General features: G+C 63.9%; 12 protein-coding genes. 7 read left to right on the top strand and 5 right to left on the bottom strand.

Annotation, left to right across the window (positions count from 1 at the left end; translation table 11 throughout):
* Nucleotides 1–6: 6 nt before the first annotated feature.
* Nucleotides 7–1,188 (bottom strand): acyl-CoA dehydrogenase family protein, encoded by a 1,182-nt coding sequence (locus NCT05_RS32680; RefSeq protein WP_250504189.1) that lies wholly within the window; start codon nt 1,186–1,188, stop codon nt 7–9.
* Between the two features lie 2 nt (nt 1,189–1,190).
* Nucleotides 1,191–2,402: an acyl-CoA dehydrogenase family protein gene (locus NCT05_RS32675; protein ID WP_284507615.1), complete on the bottom strand. Its 1,212-nt coding sequence runs from the start codon at nt 2,400–2,402 to the stop codon at nt 1,191–1,193.
* A 208-nt stretch (nt 2,403–2,610) separates the two neighbouring features.
* Here NCT05_RS32675 and NCT05_RS32670 point away from each other — a divergent pair, with 208 nt between their 5' ends.
* The 3 genes from NCT05_RS32670 (at nt 2,611) to NCT05_RS32660 (ending at nt 7,821) form a co-directional block, all read left to right on the top strand.
* Nucleotides 2,611–3,480 carry a crotonase/enoyl-CoA hydratase family protein gene (locus NCT05_RS32670; protein ID WP_250504187.1) on the top strand — a complete coding sequence of 290 codons (870 nt, stop codon included), beginning with the start codon at nt 2,611–2,613 and terminating at the stop codon, nt 3,478–3,480.
* Between the two features lie 86 nt (nt 3,481–3,566).
* Complete coding sequence (locus tag NCT05_RS32665; RefSeq protein WP_250504186.1) at nt 3,567–7,034, top strand: indolepyruvate ferredoxin oxidoreductase family protein; 3,468 nt, start codon at nt 3,567–3,569, stop codon at nt 7,032–7,034.
* Nucleotide 7,035: 1 nt separating this feature from the next.
* On the top strand, nt 7,036–7,821 hold the full coding sequence (locus tag NCT05_RS32660; protein ID WP_250504185.1) for an enoyl-CoA hydratase/isomerase family protein: 786 nt from the start codon (nt 7,036–7,038) through the stop codon (nt 7,819–7,821).
* A 61-nt stretch (nt 7,822–7,882) separates the two neighbouring features.
* On the opposite strand, the gene NCT05_RS32655 is transcribed toward NCT05_RS32660, so the two are convergent.
* Nucleotides 7,883–8,914 carry a zinc-dependent alcohol dehydrogenase gene (locus NCT05_RS32655; RefSeq protein ID WP_250504184.1) on the bottom strand — a complete coding sequence of 344 codons (1,032 nt, stop codon included), beginning with the start codon at nt 8,912–8,914 and terminating at the stop codon, nt 7,883–7,885.
* A gap of 195 nt (nt 8,915–9,109) precedes the next feature.
* On the opposite strand from NCT05_RS32655, the gene NCT05_RS32650 reads away from it, so the two are divergent.
* Nucleotides 9,110–10,411, top strand: a complete 1,302-nt coding sequence (locus NCT05_RS32650; RefSeq protein ID WP_250504183.1) for an MFS transporter — start codon at nt 9,110–9,112, stop codon at nt 10,409–10,411.
* A gap of 77 nt (nt 10,412–10,488) precedes the next feature.
* Here NCT05_RS32650 and NCT05_RS32645 read toward each other — a convergent pair whose 3' ends face one another.
* Nucleotides 10,489–11,250: an SDR family NAD(P)-dependent oxidoreductase gene (locus NCT05_RS32645; RefSeq protein ID WP_250504182.1), complete on the bottom strand. Its 762-nt coding sequence runs from the start codon at nt 11,248–11,250 to the stop codon at nt 10,489–10,491.
* Entirely contained in the window at nt 11,237–11,635 is a 399-nt protein-coding gene (locus NCT05_RS32640; protein ID WP_250504181.1) for a limonene-1,2-epoxide hydrolase family protein, read from the bottom strand. The genes NCT05_RS32645 and NCT05_RS32640 overlap by 14 nt, the downstream gene beginning before the upstream one ends.
* A 316-nt stretch (nt 11,636–11,951) precedes the next feature.
* Here NCT05_RS32640 and NCT05_RS32635 point away from each other — a divergent pair, with 316 nt between their 5' ends.
* Genes NCT05_RS32635 through NCT05_RS32625 form a run of 3 tightly spaced genes read left to right on the top strand, consistent with a single transcriptional unit; the run spans nt 11,952 to nt 14,812 of the window.
* Nucleotides 11,952–12,803 carry an enoyl-CoA hydratase/isomerase family protein gene (locus tag NCT05_RS32635; protein ID WP_250504179.1) on the top strand — a complete coding sequence of 284 codons (852 nt, stop codon included), beginning with the start codon at nt 11,952–11,954 and terminating at the stop codon, nt 12,801–12,803.
* Nucleotides 12,800–13,597, top strand: coding sequence for a crotonase/enoyl-CoA hydratase family protein (locus NCT05_RS32630; RefSeq protein WP_250504178.1), 798 nt, complete (start codon nt 12,800–12,802; stop codon nt 13,595–13,597). Before NCT05_RS32635 ends, NCT05_RS32630 begins: the two co-directional genes overlap by 4 nt.
* A gap of 57 nt (nt 13,598–13,654) precedes the next feature.
* Nucleotides 13,655–14,812 carry an acyl-CoA dehydrogenase family protein gene (locus NCT05_RS32625; protein WP_250504245.1) on the top strand — a complete coding sequence of 386 codons (1,158 nt, stop codon included), beginning with the start codon at nt 13,655–13,657 and terminating at the stop codon, nt 14,810–14,812.
* Nucleotides 14,813–14,835: the final 23 nt, after the last annotated feature.

The raw sequence follows: 14,835 nt of genomic DNA, 5'->3' as shown, positions 1-14,835 counted from the left end.
ACGTGATCAGACCAGCGCGGCGAGATCGTCTACTGTTGCGACGAAATCGTCAGTTAGCGCGCTGGCGCGCGAGGTCGCTAGAAACTGCTCGAAATGATGGTCGACGTCACCAAACAGGGACGCGACGACCAGCGCGCGCTTGTAATAGTGGCCGACCGCGAGTTCGTCGGTCATGCCGATCCCGCCGTGAAGCTGGATCGCCTGGCCGGTCACGAACAACGCGGAGCGCGCGATGGCCACCTTCGCGGCCGCAATGCCGCGTTCGCCGGCAGGCCCGGCGTCGCCGAGCGCGGCGAGCGCTTGCAGCAGCATCGATCGCGAGAGTTCAGTTTCGATCAGCATGTCCGCCATGCGATGCTGAAGCGCCTGAAAATGGTTGAGCGTGCTGCCGAACTGACTGCGCGTCTTGAGGTAGTCGCGTGTCTGCCACAGTGCCGCCTCCATCGCGCCCAGCGCTTCGGCGCACGACGCGACGATGGCGTGACGCGTCGCGCGGGCGAGCGCGCCGTTCGCGTCGCGGCCTCGTGCGAGCAGTTGCGCCGGCGTTTGCCTGAGCGCGATGTCGGCGACGCGGCTGTTGTCGACGAGCCGGTAGGGCCTGCGTGACAAACCGGGTGCGCCGGCGTTGACGAGGAAGAGGCCGATGCCATCGGGATTGGCGGCCGCACCGGCGACGCGCGCCGAGACGATGAGCGTATCGGCGACAGTGCCACCGAGAACGCGCGATTTTGCGCCGCTCAATTGCCAGTTGCCATCGACGGACGCTGCCGCGCACTCGACCCAGTCCAGCGAGCCCCAACCTTGCGGCTCGTCGTGCGCGAGCGTCAGGATCGTTTCGCCCGCGACCGCCGGTTCGATGAGTTCGTCGCGAGCCGGGCCCGGCGGCAAGCCCGCGAGCGCCTGCAGAGCGAGCACCGCATGCGCGAGCACCGGTTCGACCAGCAGCATGCGGCCGAAGCCTTCGAAGAGCACCGCGTTTTCCACCGCGCTGCCGCCGAAGCCGCCCTCCGCTTCGGCAAGCCCGGCACCGAACCATCCCAGCTTCGCGAAGGTCGCCCAATGCTCGCGGCTGATCCCTTCTTCGCTGCGCACGACCTTGCGGCGCTGTTCGAACGCATAGTCGCGCTCGGCAAAGCGCGCCACGCTGTCGGCCAGCGCAATCTGTTCGCTACTGTATTCGAGTCGCATGGTCATAGCCCCAGGACGGCTTTCGCAATGATGTTGCGTTGGACTTCGTTCGCGCCACCGTAAATCGTGGCGGAGCGCCGGAAAATGGCGCGCACGGGCACACCGATCGCCTCGTCGTCGACCACGTCGGGCGCGAGACCGTCGTGGCGGAGCATGTGATGGCCGTCGGGCTCCGGGATCAGCGCCACGCCGTGATCGCCCATCGCCATCGCGCACAGTTGCGCCACTTCCTGAAAGAGTTCCGATCCGCGCACCTTGAGGAGCGACGCCACGGCATTCAGCGCAGGATCGCCCTCGCGCGCATAGAGCACGCGCAAGACGGACCACTCCAGCGCAAGCAGGCGAATTTCGAGGTCGGCGATGCGCGCGACAAAGGGCCGCCACTCAGCGAGCGGCTTGCCGCGGCGCAGCGTGGTGGCGGCCAGGTGCTTGAGTTGCAGCAAATCACGCTTGATATGCGGCACTTCCGCCGACGTGGTGCGCTCGAAGGCGAGCAACTGCTTCGCGTAGGTCCAGCCTTTGTTTTCCTCGCCGACCAGATTCCCGACGGGCACTTTCACGTCCTGAAAGAACACCTCGTTGAGCGTGAGCGTTTCCTCGACCGACCAGATCGGCCGGACTTCGATGCCCGGCGTTTTCAGATCGATCAGCAGGAAGGAAATGCCGGCTTGCGGCTTGGTTTCGGTATCGGTGCGCACGAGCACGAAGATCCAGTCCGCGCGATTCGCTTCCGAGGTCCATATTTTCTGGCCGTTGACGATGTAGTGATCGCCTTCGCGCCGTGCGGTGGTCTTGAGGCTGGCGAGATCGGAACCCGCATTGGGTTCGGAAAAGCCCTGACACCAGAACGTATCGCCATTCAGGATGCCCGGCAAAAAGCGGCGCTTTTGCTCGTCGTTGCCGAACGCGCAGATGACCGGTCCGACGAGGTCGATGCCGGGCCGGTCGAGAACGGGCACGCGTGCGCGCCGCAGTTCTTCGAGATAGATGAAGCGCTGCATCGGCGTCCAGTCGGTGCCGCCACAATCAGCGGGCCAATGCGGCGCGGCCCAACCCTTCGCATTGAGCGCTTTCATGACGCGAGAAATATCCGAACGCAGGCTGTGAAAGTCGTGTTTGCCGCGTTGGAGGATGTCGCCGGGCATCTGCTCGTGAAGAAACTGTCGAACTTCGCGGCGAAACTCAAGCTCAACAGTGCTAACGGAAAATTCCAACGCGCCTCTCCCATCGAAAGTCCAGAACCGAAAGTCCAGCGTGACGGCCCACCATGGTGGGTTCGAGCCGATTGTGCACGGCCTCGCGGGCGCGCAGTGGAGCAATTCACCTGCGGACAAGCACCGATGCGTGACGAGTCAGGCGCGTTGCAGACTTTCCGCGGCGTTGCGCGAATAATTCGTTGAACGCTACTTTGGGAGTGCCACGTTGGACGCAATTTCGTATGAAGTCGACGAGGGGATCGCCACGATCACACTCAATCGGCCCGACAGCATGAACGCGCTGACCTATGCGATGGGTCTCGAATTGATCGAGGCGTTCGAGCACACCGACGCCGACGATGCGGTGAAAGCCGTCATCGTGACGGGCGCGGGTGAGCGCGCCTTTTGCGCCGGCGCGGATTTATCGGCCGGCCAGCGGACGTTCGACTACGCCGCACGCGACGATCAACCGCAAAAACCGCTCATCAACGGCGTGTATCCCGATACGGGTGGTCGCATCGCACTCCGGATCTTCGACAGCCTCAAACCGGTGATCGGCGCGGTGAACGGTGTGGCGGCCGGATTCGGCGCCACGCTGCTGCTGCCGATGGACATCCGGATCGCGTCGGACGATGCGCGTTTCGGATTCGTGTTCGCGCGACGCGGAATCGTGCCGGAAACGGCCTCGTCGTGGTTTCTGCCGCGCATCGTCGGGATTTCGACGGCGCTCGACTGGTGCTATTCGGGACGTGTTTTCGGCGGCCAGGAGGCGCTGGCGCGCGGCCTCGTCAGTGCTGTGCATACGCGCGAAGCGCTGCTGCCGGCGGCGCGTGAGCTGGCGCGCAGCTATATCGCCGCAAGCGCGCCCGTTTCCATTGCGCTGACGCGGCAAATGATGTGGAAGATGCTGGGTGCCGATCATCCTGTCGAAGCGCACAAGCTCGACAGCCGCGGCGTGATGGCGCGCGGGCAGTCGACCGATGCGAAAGAAGGGGTCGCGTCGTTCAAGGAAAAACGGCCGCCGGAATTCACCGATCGGGTGTCGACCGACATGCCCGCGTTCTATCCGTGGTGGCGCACGCAGACCTTCGAATAAGCGCCGTGCGGCTGAACCCGATTCGGCGTATCTAACGAGGATGGCTTCGTGAATCAAATCGTGAATCAGATTGATGGAGTACCGGCATGAATAGCGCACTCACGCTGGACGACAAATACTTGCAGACAGAAGGGCGCGTCTATCTTTCGTCCATCCAGGCGCTCATTCGCGTGCTGCTGGATCAGGCGCGACGCGACCGCCTGGCCGGACTCAATACGGCGGGGTTCGTGTCCGGCTACCGGGGCTCGCCGCTTGGGACGTTCGACAATTCGCTCTGGTCGGCGTCGAAACTACTCGAGCAAAGCCGCGTCCGCTTTCTGCCAGGTTTGAACGAGGAACTTGCCGCGACTTCGGTGCGCGGCACGCAGGAACTGGGCTGGTTCGGCAAGGCGCAGGTCGAGGGCGTGTTCGGCATGTGGTACGGCAAGGGACTCGGGGCCGACCGCGCGCATGAAGCACTGAAGCTCGGCAATCTCGAAGGCGCCAGCGCGACAGGCGGCGTGCTCGCCGTGGTTGGCGACGATCACGGCGGCAAATCGTCGGTCAGTTCGCATCAGTCGGAACAGGTGCTAATGGCGGCGCATCTGCCGATTCTCTATCCCTCGGGGACGGCCGAAATCGTCGAGTACGGCCTGTTCGGCTACGCGCTGTCGCGTTACAGCGGGCTCTACGTCGCGCTCAAATGCGTAACCGACACGCTCGATTTGACCTCGTCGATCGTGCTGCCCGATGCGACGCGGCCATTCGCGATACCCGCTGATTGCGTGCTGCCGCCCGGCGGACTCAATCTGCGTCCGGCCGTCGCGCAACTCGCGCAAGAAGAGCTGACCGTCAATCACCGCCTGCCCGCGGCCCAAGCGTTCGTGCGCGCCAACGCCATCGACCGCATCGTGATCGATACTGCGCGGCCGAGGCTAGTCATTGCCACTGCGGGGAAGGCTTACCGCGACACGCGGCAGGCACTCGACGACCTGGGTTTCGACGAGAACAAATGCGCGGCGCTCGGCATCCGCGTCTATAAACCCGCGCTGGTCTGGCCACTCGATCCTGTCGGGGCGCTTCGCGCCGTGGCGGATGCGGCGACGGTGCTCGTGGTGGAAGAGAAGCGGCCCGTCATCGAGGACCAGCTCGCTTCGATTCTGTTTGGCTCGGCAACGCGTCCCCGTCTGCTTGGCAAGCGCGATGGCGCAGGAAAGGTGCTGCTACAGAACTTCGGCGAACTCAACCCCACGCACGTGCGCGAAGCGTTGATGCGCGTGCTGGGCGAGTGCGGTCTCGTGGACGAGGCAGCGAAAGCACGCCACGCGCAGTTCGACACCTACAGGAACAATGCGTTGATGGCAGGCGGCGCGCCCATTCATCGTCCTGCATCGTTCTGCTCGGGATGCCCGCACAATACAGGCACGCGTGTTCCCGACGGCAGCACGGCGATGGGCGCCACCGGTTGCCATGCCATGCCCGCCTACCAACCCGGCGCGACCACCATGCGCCCCATGACCATGGGCGCGGAAGGGATGCCGTTTCTCGGCGTATCGCACCTCGTCGAAATGCCGCACATGTTCACGAACATGGGTGACGGGACCTATGCGCATTCGGGGCTGCTTGCCATTCGGGCGGCGGTTGCGGCGGGCGCGTCGATCACCTACAAGATTCTCTATAACGATGCGGTCGCGATGACGGGCGGCCAGCCCGTGGAGGGATCGCCGTCGCCCTATGCCATCGCGGCTCAGTTGAAGGCGGAGGGCGTCGATCCGGTGGTTGCGGTGTACGACCCGGCCGAGGCGTTCAATCCAAACTTCCTGCCCGATGGGGTCGAGGCATTCGAGCGCAGCGAACTGGACAAGGTGCAGAAGACGCTGCGGGATAAGAAGGGCGTGTCCGCGCTGATCTACGTCCAGACCTGTGCGGCGGAGAAGCGGCGCAGACGCAAGCGCAAGCAGTTTCCCGATCCGGACAAACGCGTCTATATCAACCCGGACGTGTGCGAAGGCTGCGGCGACTGCTCGGTCCAGTCGAACTGTATCGCGATCAATCCGCTCGACACCGAATTGGGCCGCAAGCGCGTGATCGATCAGTCGGCCTGCAACAAGGATTTCAGTTGCCTGAAGGGCTTTTGTCCGAGCTTCGTGACGGTGGAAGGGGCACGTATCGCCCGGCGGCCGGCGCCCATCGGCGATCTCGCGGCGGCCTGCGCGTCGCTGCCTGTGCCGCTCGTCGCCGGCGCAGCGAATGGGAGCTACAACGTGCTCATTACAGGCGTAGGCGGCACCGGCGTGCTCACGGTGGGCGCGATCCTCGGGATGGCCGCGCACCTCGACGGCAACGCCTGTTCGATCATGGACATGACCGGGATGGCGCAAAAGGGCGGCGCGGTCACGAGCCATATCCGCGTCGCGGCCGACGCCGAAGCGATTCACAACGCGCGCTTCGATCTTGGCATGACCGATACGCTGATCGGTTGCGATCTGATCGTCTCGGCCGGCGCGGATGTGCTCAGGACGCTCAAGCGCGGACATACCCGCGCGATTCTCAATACCGACGTGGCGTCCACCGGCGAATTCGCACGCAATCCCACGCTGGACCTCGACTCGGGCCGGCTTGCGGCCATCGTCGAAAAAGCACTGGGCACGGGCACGCCGGCCCGCTTCGCCGCATCGGAACTCGCGATGGCGCTGACGGGCGATGCGATCGCGACCAATATGCTCATGCTCGGCTACGCGGCGCAGCGTGGCTTGCTGCCCGTCTCGCTCGACGCGCTCGAAGAGGCGATCAGGATCAACGGGACCGCCGTAGCGGAGAACCTCGCGGTATTCGCCGCAGGCCGTCTCGCAGCAGCGACGCCCGAGCGCCTGCCCACCTCGCGCGAGCAAAAGCCGCCGGTCGACAACAGTATCGACGGTATTCTCGCGAGTCGCGCCAAGCTGCTCGAGGCCTATCAGAATCGCGCTTACGCGCAGACTTACCTCGATTTCGTGGCCGATATTCGTGAGCGTGCGGATGCGCGCGCGGTGCAAGGCAGCGACCGGTTCGTGCGCGAAGTCGCCATGGCGCTCGGCAAGCTGATGGCCTACAAGGACGAGTACGAGGTCGCGCGGCTGTTCAGCACGGAAAGCTTCTGGCGCGGCCTGCACGAACAGTTCGAAGGCGATTTCAAGGTCAGCTTCAATCTTGCGCCGCCCGTCCTGCCCGGCACGGACCCGGCGACGGGCAGGCCGAAGAAGCGCCGCTTCGGACCGGCGATGAAGCACGGTTTCCGTCTGCTTCAGCGTTTCAGGTTTCTGCGCGGCAGCCGCTTCGATCCGTTTGGCTACCATCCCGAGCGCCGCATGGAGCGGAGGTTGATCGGCGGATATCGCGCGACCGTGTCCGGCATCGTGGACCGGTTGACGCCTGAAAACATCGACACGGCCATCGCACTGGTGTCCGCGGCCAGCGACATTCGCGGCTATGGGCCGGTCAAGATGACTTCCGTGAAGACTTATGAAAACCGGCGTGACGAGTTGATTAAAGCATTCGAATCCGCCCGGCACGCCCCCCAACTGGAGAACGCCTGACATGAATCGCGACTATCAATGTTTCACCTTCGGCATCGACGACAAAGGCATTGCGCGCGTGCACTTTACGCGTCCGGATTTGCATAACCGCTTCGACGAGCCGATGCACAGCGAATTCGCTCAGTTGTTGCTCGATCTGTGGAAGCGGGAAGACATCCGTGCGCTGATTCTGTCCGCCGAGGGGCGAAGCTGGTCCGCGGGCGGCGATCTGGACATGATGATTCGCCAGAACGGCGACAAGGCCATGCGTGATCGCATTACCTGGGAAGCCAAAGTGATTTTCGAAGTGTTCGTCGCGCTGCCGTTTCCCGTGATCGCGGCCGTTCACGGCGCGGCGATCGGTCTGGGCGCGACGATCGCCACGCTGTCCGATATCGTGGTCGCCGCCGCCGATGCGAAATTCGCCGATCCGCACGTCGATCTGGGACTGGTCGCAGGCGACGGTGGGATCATCAGCTGGTCGCAGTCGATCGGTGTGACACGAGCGAAGCGCTACCTTTTCACGGGCGAGCGCATCAGCGGCCGAAAGGCGTATGAGATGGGACTGGTGAGCGATCTCGTCGAGCAGCCCGAGCAGGTCTATCCCACCGCGCGCCAGATCGCAGAGACGATTGCCGCCAAGCCGAAGTGTGGAGTGATCGGGACCAAGCGTGCGTTCTCGCGACTCACGCGGGAGCTTGCCGATCCGGTGTTCGAGCTGGGCCTCGCCTATGAGATGGCGGCGATGGGCGGTCCGGAAGTTCTCGCCGCGGTGAAGGCGGCTCAGCAAGCGATGTCGCGCCGGTAAAGCCGGCGCCTTGACCGGGCGACGCGCCCGGTCAGCTGACACCACGGAGCGCGAGTGCAATTTATGGCGAAGCGGATTCGAAATCGACCATGACTTTCGCGCTGTCCGGACGCCTCGCCAACTCAAAACCCAGCGCGAAATCCTTGAACGCGACCGTATGACTGACGTAGGTGGCGAAGACCTCGTCGTCGAGTGTCGGCAGCACGTCCAGCACCTCCTGCAGATCGCCTGGATAGCCCGATGCCGTCGTGATCGTGAGTTCCTTCGAGTGAAAGCTCATGAGATTGAACTCCATGGGCTCGGGATAAACCGCCGTCACGACAATCTGCGCATGATATTGCGCCATGCGGATGATCGCGGCGAGGACGGGCGGCGCTCCGGCGCAGTCGAAGAACACATCCGTGCCGACAATCGTTTGTGTACCGGCGCGTACCGCAACGCCGTCTCCCTGCAATTCGCGCAAACGGGCTTCGAGGTCTTCGGTACGTGTGTTGATGGTTGCGTCGGCGCCCATGCGACGGGCGTAGTCCAGGCGTGCGTCGGACAGGTCGACGGCCACGATGTGCCGGATTCCCAGCCGGCGTAACCACAGAATGACGCCGAGTCCGATCGGACCGCAGCCGAATACGGCGGCCTTGGTATCGGCGTCGATCGTGCAACGCCGCGTACTGTGAAGACCGACGGCCAACGGTTCGGCAAGTGCCGCGCGGGATAACGAAAGCGTGTCGGGGATGGCGAGCAGATGTCGGCCGGGTTTAGGATTGCGAATCAGCAGCAATTCGCCGAACGCACCCTCGGTACCCAGGTAGCCCACGATATTGCTGCGGTGGCCGGTTGGATCGAGCAGCACGCGCATCCCCGATTTGAAGCCTTCGACCGCGTCGCCGACGTGCTCGATGACGCCCGCGGCCTCGTGCCCGAGCGGCATCGGCTCGCCGTTCGGCAAGGTGAGACCGTGGCGCGCGGCATGCAGGTCCGTACCGCAAATGCCACAGGCGCCGATTCGGACGATCACGTCGCGCGGACCCAATTCGGGTGCGGGGACATCGTCCACGCTGACCCTGTCGACGCCATGTATACGTACCAGTTTCATCGTTTGAGCTCCTCCTTTGAACCCTCGCAATGAGGGCTTGAATCGCAGGTCGGTCAGGAAGAGTAGCGCTGATTTTCAGCGTCGGCGGGAAGGAGGCGGCGGCTTGCATGTGTAGACAGTTCATCGTGCATGCCGGGATGATCCGCGGGAAGCGCGTGGCGCCTCGCGGGCCATTGCTGCGAGAGTCATCGTGCAATGCCGCTGCGCGGCATAAGGTGCGCCCGAGCGCCGACTACACTCGTCGCTACAGCGTACCAACAGGGGACACGTGTGAGCACACCTAGCAACGTCATCCGCGGCATCCAGCGGCGAACTCTTATCATCTGCCTCATTGCACAGAACTGCTCGATGGGGTTCGCGCTCGGCTCCTTCGGTCCGCTGCTGGCGAGCACGGAGCAGCACTTCGGCGTATCGCGCGCGGTCGCCGCCGTCGGCATGAGCGTGTTGATCCTGGCGCTCGGCGGACTTTCGCCATTGCTCGGCGGACAACTGCATCGCCTCCCGGTGCGCATCAGCATGGCCGTGGGCGCGTTGCTAGGCGCGTTGGGATACTGGGGGCTGGCGATCACTCACTCGTTCTCCACCGCGCTTGTCATGTTCGCGCTGATCGGCGCGAGTGTCTGCCTCAACGCTGTGCTTGGGCCGCTGGTGATGATCAGCCGCTGGTTCGAGACGAATCGCGGCAAGGCGCTCGGCGTCGTGAACCTGCCGGTTCTGCTGTTTCTGACGCCTTATATCATCGCCGACCTGTTGCCGCGTTTCGGGCGCGGCCCGCTGCTCGGCGCGTTGGCGACGATCTGTGCGGCGCTCGTGCCGCTCATGCTGCTATTGGTGGAATATCCGCCCGCTGCGTCGGCGCGCGATGGCGATGACGACGCGCACGCGGCGGCGCCAGAAGGGTTTGCCGCGATCATGAAGCGTCCAGCGTTCTGGCTGCTGTCGATAGGGGTCGGAATCGTGGCGGGAGGCGGAACGGCGTTTACCGTGCATATCGTTCCGTTTGGCGTGGACCGGCAGATGTCATTGCCCGCGGCAGCGGCGTTGTTGTCGGTGTATGGCGGTGCGGGCCTGTTCGGTTCGCTGCTGTTCGGATGGATCTGCGACCGGATAGGCGCAGCCAGTGCGCTGGTGCTGAGTGCGTTATGCCAGGCGCTGGTATGGTGGGGCTTCCTCCATGGCTCCGGGCCGCTGCTTTATGGCCTTGCCGCGCTGCTAGGGGTTTGCCTCGTGCCGCTCGTCACCTTGCAGGGCGCGGCGATCAGCGAGATGTTCGATGCTCAGGGCGTGAGCCGCGCGATGGGATACAGCTACATGATCACGATGCCCTTTATGTTCGGATTCGCGCCGGCCATGGGCGTGATGTTCGACACGCTGGGCGGCTACGACATGCCGTTTCTCGCCATCGCGGGTCTGCTCGTGCTTGCTGCGGGGCTGTTCTATCTGATGCAGCACGCGCTGCGCAAGCCGGCGTCGGCGCGAGCTTCGGCCACGTCGTAATAGATGATGGATGAGCGTCGCCCACGCTCTGGCTTGAGCGGGGCGGCGAAACAGACCGGCGGCAACGCCGCATCGTGTTATTGGGCGGTCAGGCCGCCGTCGACAACCAGTTCAGCGCCTGTGATGTATCGGCCTTCATCCGATATGAGGAACAGGATCGCATTGGCGATATCGGCCGGATCGCCGAGATAGCCGAGCGGAATATCGTCCTTCAGCGAATCGGGATCGGGTCGGGCCTGGCCTCGCGCCTCCAGCATGCCGGTCCATATTTTGCCGGGGTGCACGGAATTACAGCGAATGTTTTCCGATGCGCACTCCACGGCGATCGATTTGGTGAGCAGCCGCACGCCGCCCTTGCTGGCGTTATAGGCGGCCAGCCGCGCGTATCCGACCAGGCCGGCGACGGACGACACATTCACCACACAGCCGCCGCCCGCGTGTTTGCGTATCGCCCGCACCGCCGCTTGCGCGCCGAGAAAGCAGCCGGTGAGGTTGATGTCCACCACGCGGCCAAAATGCTCCACGGGCAATTCGGTCAAGGCACCGGCCAGCACGATACCGGCGTTGTTGACCAGCGCGTCCACGCGCCCACGGGTCGCCTCAGCGGCGTCCATGACTTTGGACCAGTCCGACTCCCGGGTGACGTCATGTGCGAGGCCCAGTGCCGGATAGCCGCGCTGCGTGAACTGGCGCGCGGCATTGAGCGCGCCGTCGCCGTCGATATCGGTCAGAACGACGTGGGCGCCTTCCTGTGCAAGCCGCTCGGCGGTCGCGAACCCAATGCCTCGTTCGGAACCTGCTCCGGTGACGACGACCACTTTGTTTTCAACGCGTCGCATCGTGTTCTCCCTGTGTGGTTACGGTTTTCGGATGGGTTGCCGCCGGGTCGAAATAGTCGCGCCAAAGCACGATTTCTCCGCCGGCGATTTTAAACAGCCCCATCAGCGGAATGTCGATCCAACGCTCGCCAACACGAATGCGATCGGTGCGCTCGGTCAGCACAACGCCATCGGCTTCGGCAATGTGGTGGATCGTCCAGTCGCACTCGTTCACGCCGGCCCGCTCGATCGTGTCCTGTACGGCCTGGCGACCGAATACCGGTGCGTAAGGCACGTTGTGATATTCGGCGTCGACCGCAATCAAGGCATACGCCTCCTCGAAAGCACCGTGGTTCATGGCGGCGACGAATCGCTCGACCACGGCAATATTCGCTGCGGAATGCATGGTTGCTTTAGCTCCTGCCGAACGGTATGTGGGGTGATCCATCGAATTGAATCACCGCGGCTAAGCGCATCGTTCACTGGCGTGCAGCACGGCTTGCCCGCCGTGGAAGCACGCGTGGCTTCCGCTATGCGCGCAGGCAGGCGTGGCAACGGCAAACCCTTGCGATACGAAGCAAGCATGGCTGCAAAGAGGGAGAAGCGGCGGCCCTCGCACCGATCAGAATGAACGCATTTGAACGACGGCGTGCGCAGTGTTGCCAGCCGTTCACTCGAACACACCTGAAACCGATTCGGTCTGCGGCGTACTGGAGATTGCAATGCCCGATATTCTGTTCGACAAGCGCGATGGCGGTGCCTTCGTCACGCTCAACCGCCCGGAGGTCCGCAACGCGTTGACACCGGAGATGCTGCTCGAGACGGCGAATTTCATTGCCGCGATCGAACACGATCCTGAAGTGCGCTACCTCGTCTTTCAGGGCGCCGGCGACCATTTCGCGGCGGGCGGCGATGTCGATTCCTATCGCAGGTTGCTGGATATGCCGGCTACGGCCAGGCAACGCTATTTCGAACGGCGCGTTCGCGCCAATGCCGAAACATTCGTCAGATTGCAATCGCTGCCCATTCCCGTTGTGACGCTGGTGCGGGGCGCCGCAGCGGGCGCGGGCCTGAGCTTCGTGTTGGCCTCCGACTTCGTGCTCGCCGCGCAAGACGCATTGCTGATCTTCGCGCAGCCGCGCATCGGACTGCCTGTCGATCTTGGCGCGAGCTGGTTCCTGCCACGTATCGTCGGCGCAAAGAAGGCCCGGCAACTGGCCTTTACCGGTGCGCGCCTGAACGCGCAGGACGCGCTCGACATGGGTATCGTCGACGCGATCCATGAGCGCGACCAACTCGATGAGGCGCTCGCCGGACTGGTCAGGGAGTTTGGCAGCGTGGCGCCGCGCGCGGCGGGGCGCAGCAAGACGCTAATCAATGCCAGTGAAGGCAACGGCATTGTCGAGCAAATGGAGCACGAGGTACGCGCGATCAGCGCCTGTATCGATGAGCCGGATTTTGCTGAAGGCGTGACGGCTTTCGTCGAGAAGCGCAAAGCGGTCTTTCGCGGAGCGGGCCCCGTCAATGCGCAGGCCTTGCGCGTGGATCATCCATCGGCATGGAGAAACGAGTGAAACCCTTTTTGCTGTATGAACAAAGCGGCCATGTGGTCACGCTCACGATGAACGAGCCGGAGCGGCGCAACCCGTTGACGGGCAATACCGCGGTGACGGAGTTTGTCGATGCGATCGGGCGCATCCGGAATGATCGCAGTGTGCGCGTCGTCATTATTACCGGCGCGGGCGCGGCGTTTTCCACCGGCGGCAATATCCGCGACATGGAGCGGCATGCGAGCGGCGCGATCGGCGGGCTGCATATTCGCGACGAATATCGCGAGGGGATTCAGCGGCTGCCGCTTGCGCTGTTCAATCTCGAAGTGCCGGTGATCGCCGCCATCAACGGTGCGGCGATCGGTGCGGGGCTCGATCTCGCGTGCATGTGCGATATCCGCATCGCGTCTGACAACGCGAAGTTTGCGGAGAGCTTTGTGAAGCTCGGCATCATTCCCGGCGATGGCGGTGCGTGGTTGTTGCCGCGCGTGATCGGTATGTCGCGGGCGGCCGAATTGACGTTGACCGGCGATATCATCGGCGCCGCTCAAGCGCTTGAGTGGAATCTGGTCTCGCGCGTCGTAACGCCAGATCAGCTTCTGCCCGCCGTGCATGAGGTCGCCGCGCGCATCGCCGCCAATCCGCCTCACGCCGTGCGCCTGGCGAAGCGCTTGATGCGTGAAGCGCTGCACACGCGCCTCGACACGCTGCTCGAACTGTCGGCGACGTTCCAGGCGCTGGCACATCAAACGCCGGATCATCGCGAGGCGGTCGCGGCATTCATCGAGAAGCGCGAGCCGGCGTTCTCCGGCACATAGCGGGAAGGGCCGGCGCCGCATCCGCGACGCGTGTACTTTCTTCTCAGGAGTGGCGGTTTGGATAACGTACTGAATGTTTTCCGTCTTGCGGCAGTGCCGCCGGAGGCCGAGGCCTTCCGTGACGAAGTCAAGGCGTTCCTGCGAGAGCGCATGCCGGACACGCCCGCCGATGTCCGCTCGCGCACATGGATGGGTTTTGACGCCGCGTTTAGCCGCAGTCTTGCCGAGCGAGGCTGGGTGGGGTTGACGCTGCCGGCGGCCTATGGCGGTGCAGGCATGGACGCGTTTCGCCGCTTCGTGCTGGTGGAGGAACTGCTTGCCGCAGGCGCGCCCGTTTCGGCGCACTGGATCGCGGACCGGCAGAGCGGCCCGCTCATTCTGAAGTTCGGCACCGAAGTGCAGAAACAGCGCTATTTGCCGCAGATCTGCGCCGCCGAGGCCTTCTTCTGCATCGGCATGAGCGAACCCAACTCGGGTTCCGACCTTGCCAGCGTACGCAGTCGCGCCACGCGCTGCGAAGGCGGTTGGCGCCTGAACGGCAGCAAGATCTGGACGACCAATGCCGATCACTGCGACTACATGATCGCGTTGGTGCGCACATCGGGCGCGCCTGAGGATCGCCAGAAAGGCCTCTCGCAACTCATCGTCGATTTGACGCTGCCGGGCGTCAGCGTACGGCCGATCGTGGACTTGACCGGCGACGCGCATTTCTCGGAAGTGATTTTCGACGACGTGCTGCTCGCGCCCGATGCATTGATCGGCGAGGAAGGAAGCGGGTGGGCGCAGGTCAACGCCGAGCTGGCATTCGAGCGCAGCGGACCGGAGCGTATCTACTCTAGCGTCGTTCTGCTCGACCTCTGGCTCAGGCAATTACGAAGCGCCGGGGCGAGTGCGGCCGACGTGACACTGGCGGGACGCTTTGCGACCCATCTCGCAACCTTGCGCAACATGTCGATTGCGGTGACGGCAAAGCTCGCGCGCGGCGAGAGTCCGGTGGTCGAGGCGGCCGTGGTCAAGGATCTCGGCACCGAGTTCGAGCAGGCGATTCCGGCGTTGATCGAAGCGGCGATTGCGAGCAACCCCGGTGCCGAAATCGATGCCGAACTGTATCGCACGGTGGCCTACCTGAGCCAGATCTCGCCGACGTTTTCATTGCGCGGCGGCACGCGCGAAATTCTGCGCGGGATGATCGCCCGCGGTCTCGGCCTGCGCTAGACGGCGCAGCGTTGCGCACACGA

The sequence above is a fragment of the Caballeronia sp. AZ7_KS35 genome, from assembly GCF_023631045.1.
Classification (GTDB): domain Bacteria; phylum Pseudomonadota; class Gammaproteobacteria; order Burkholderiales; family Burkholderiaceae; genus Caballeronia; species Caballeronia zhejiangensis.
The sequence above is the reverse complement of the archived record's forward strand: the minus strand, read 5'-3'. Positions and strand labels throughout refer to the sequence as shown.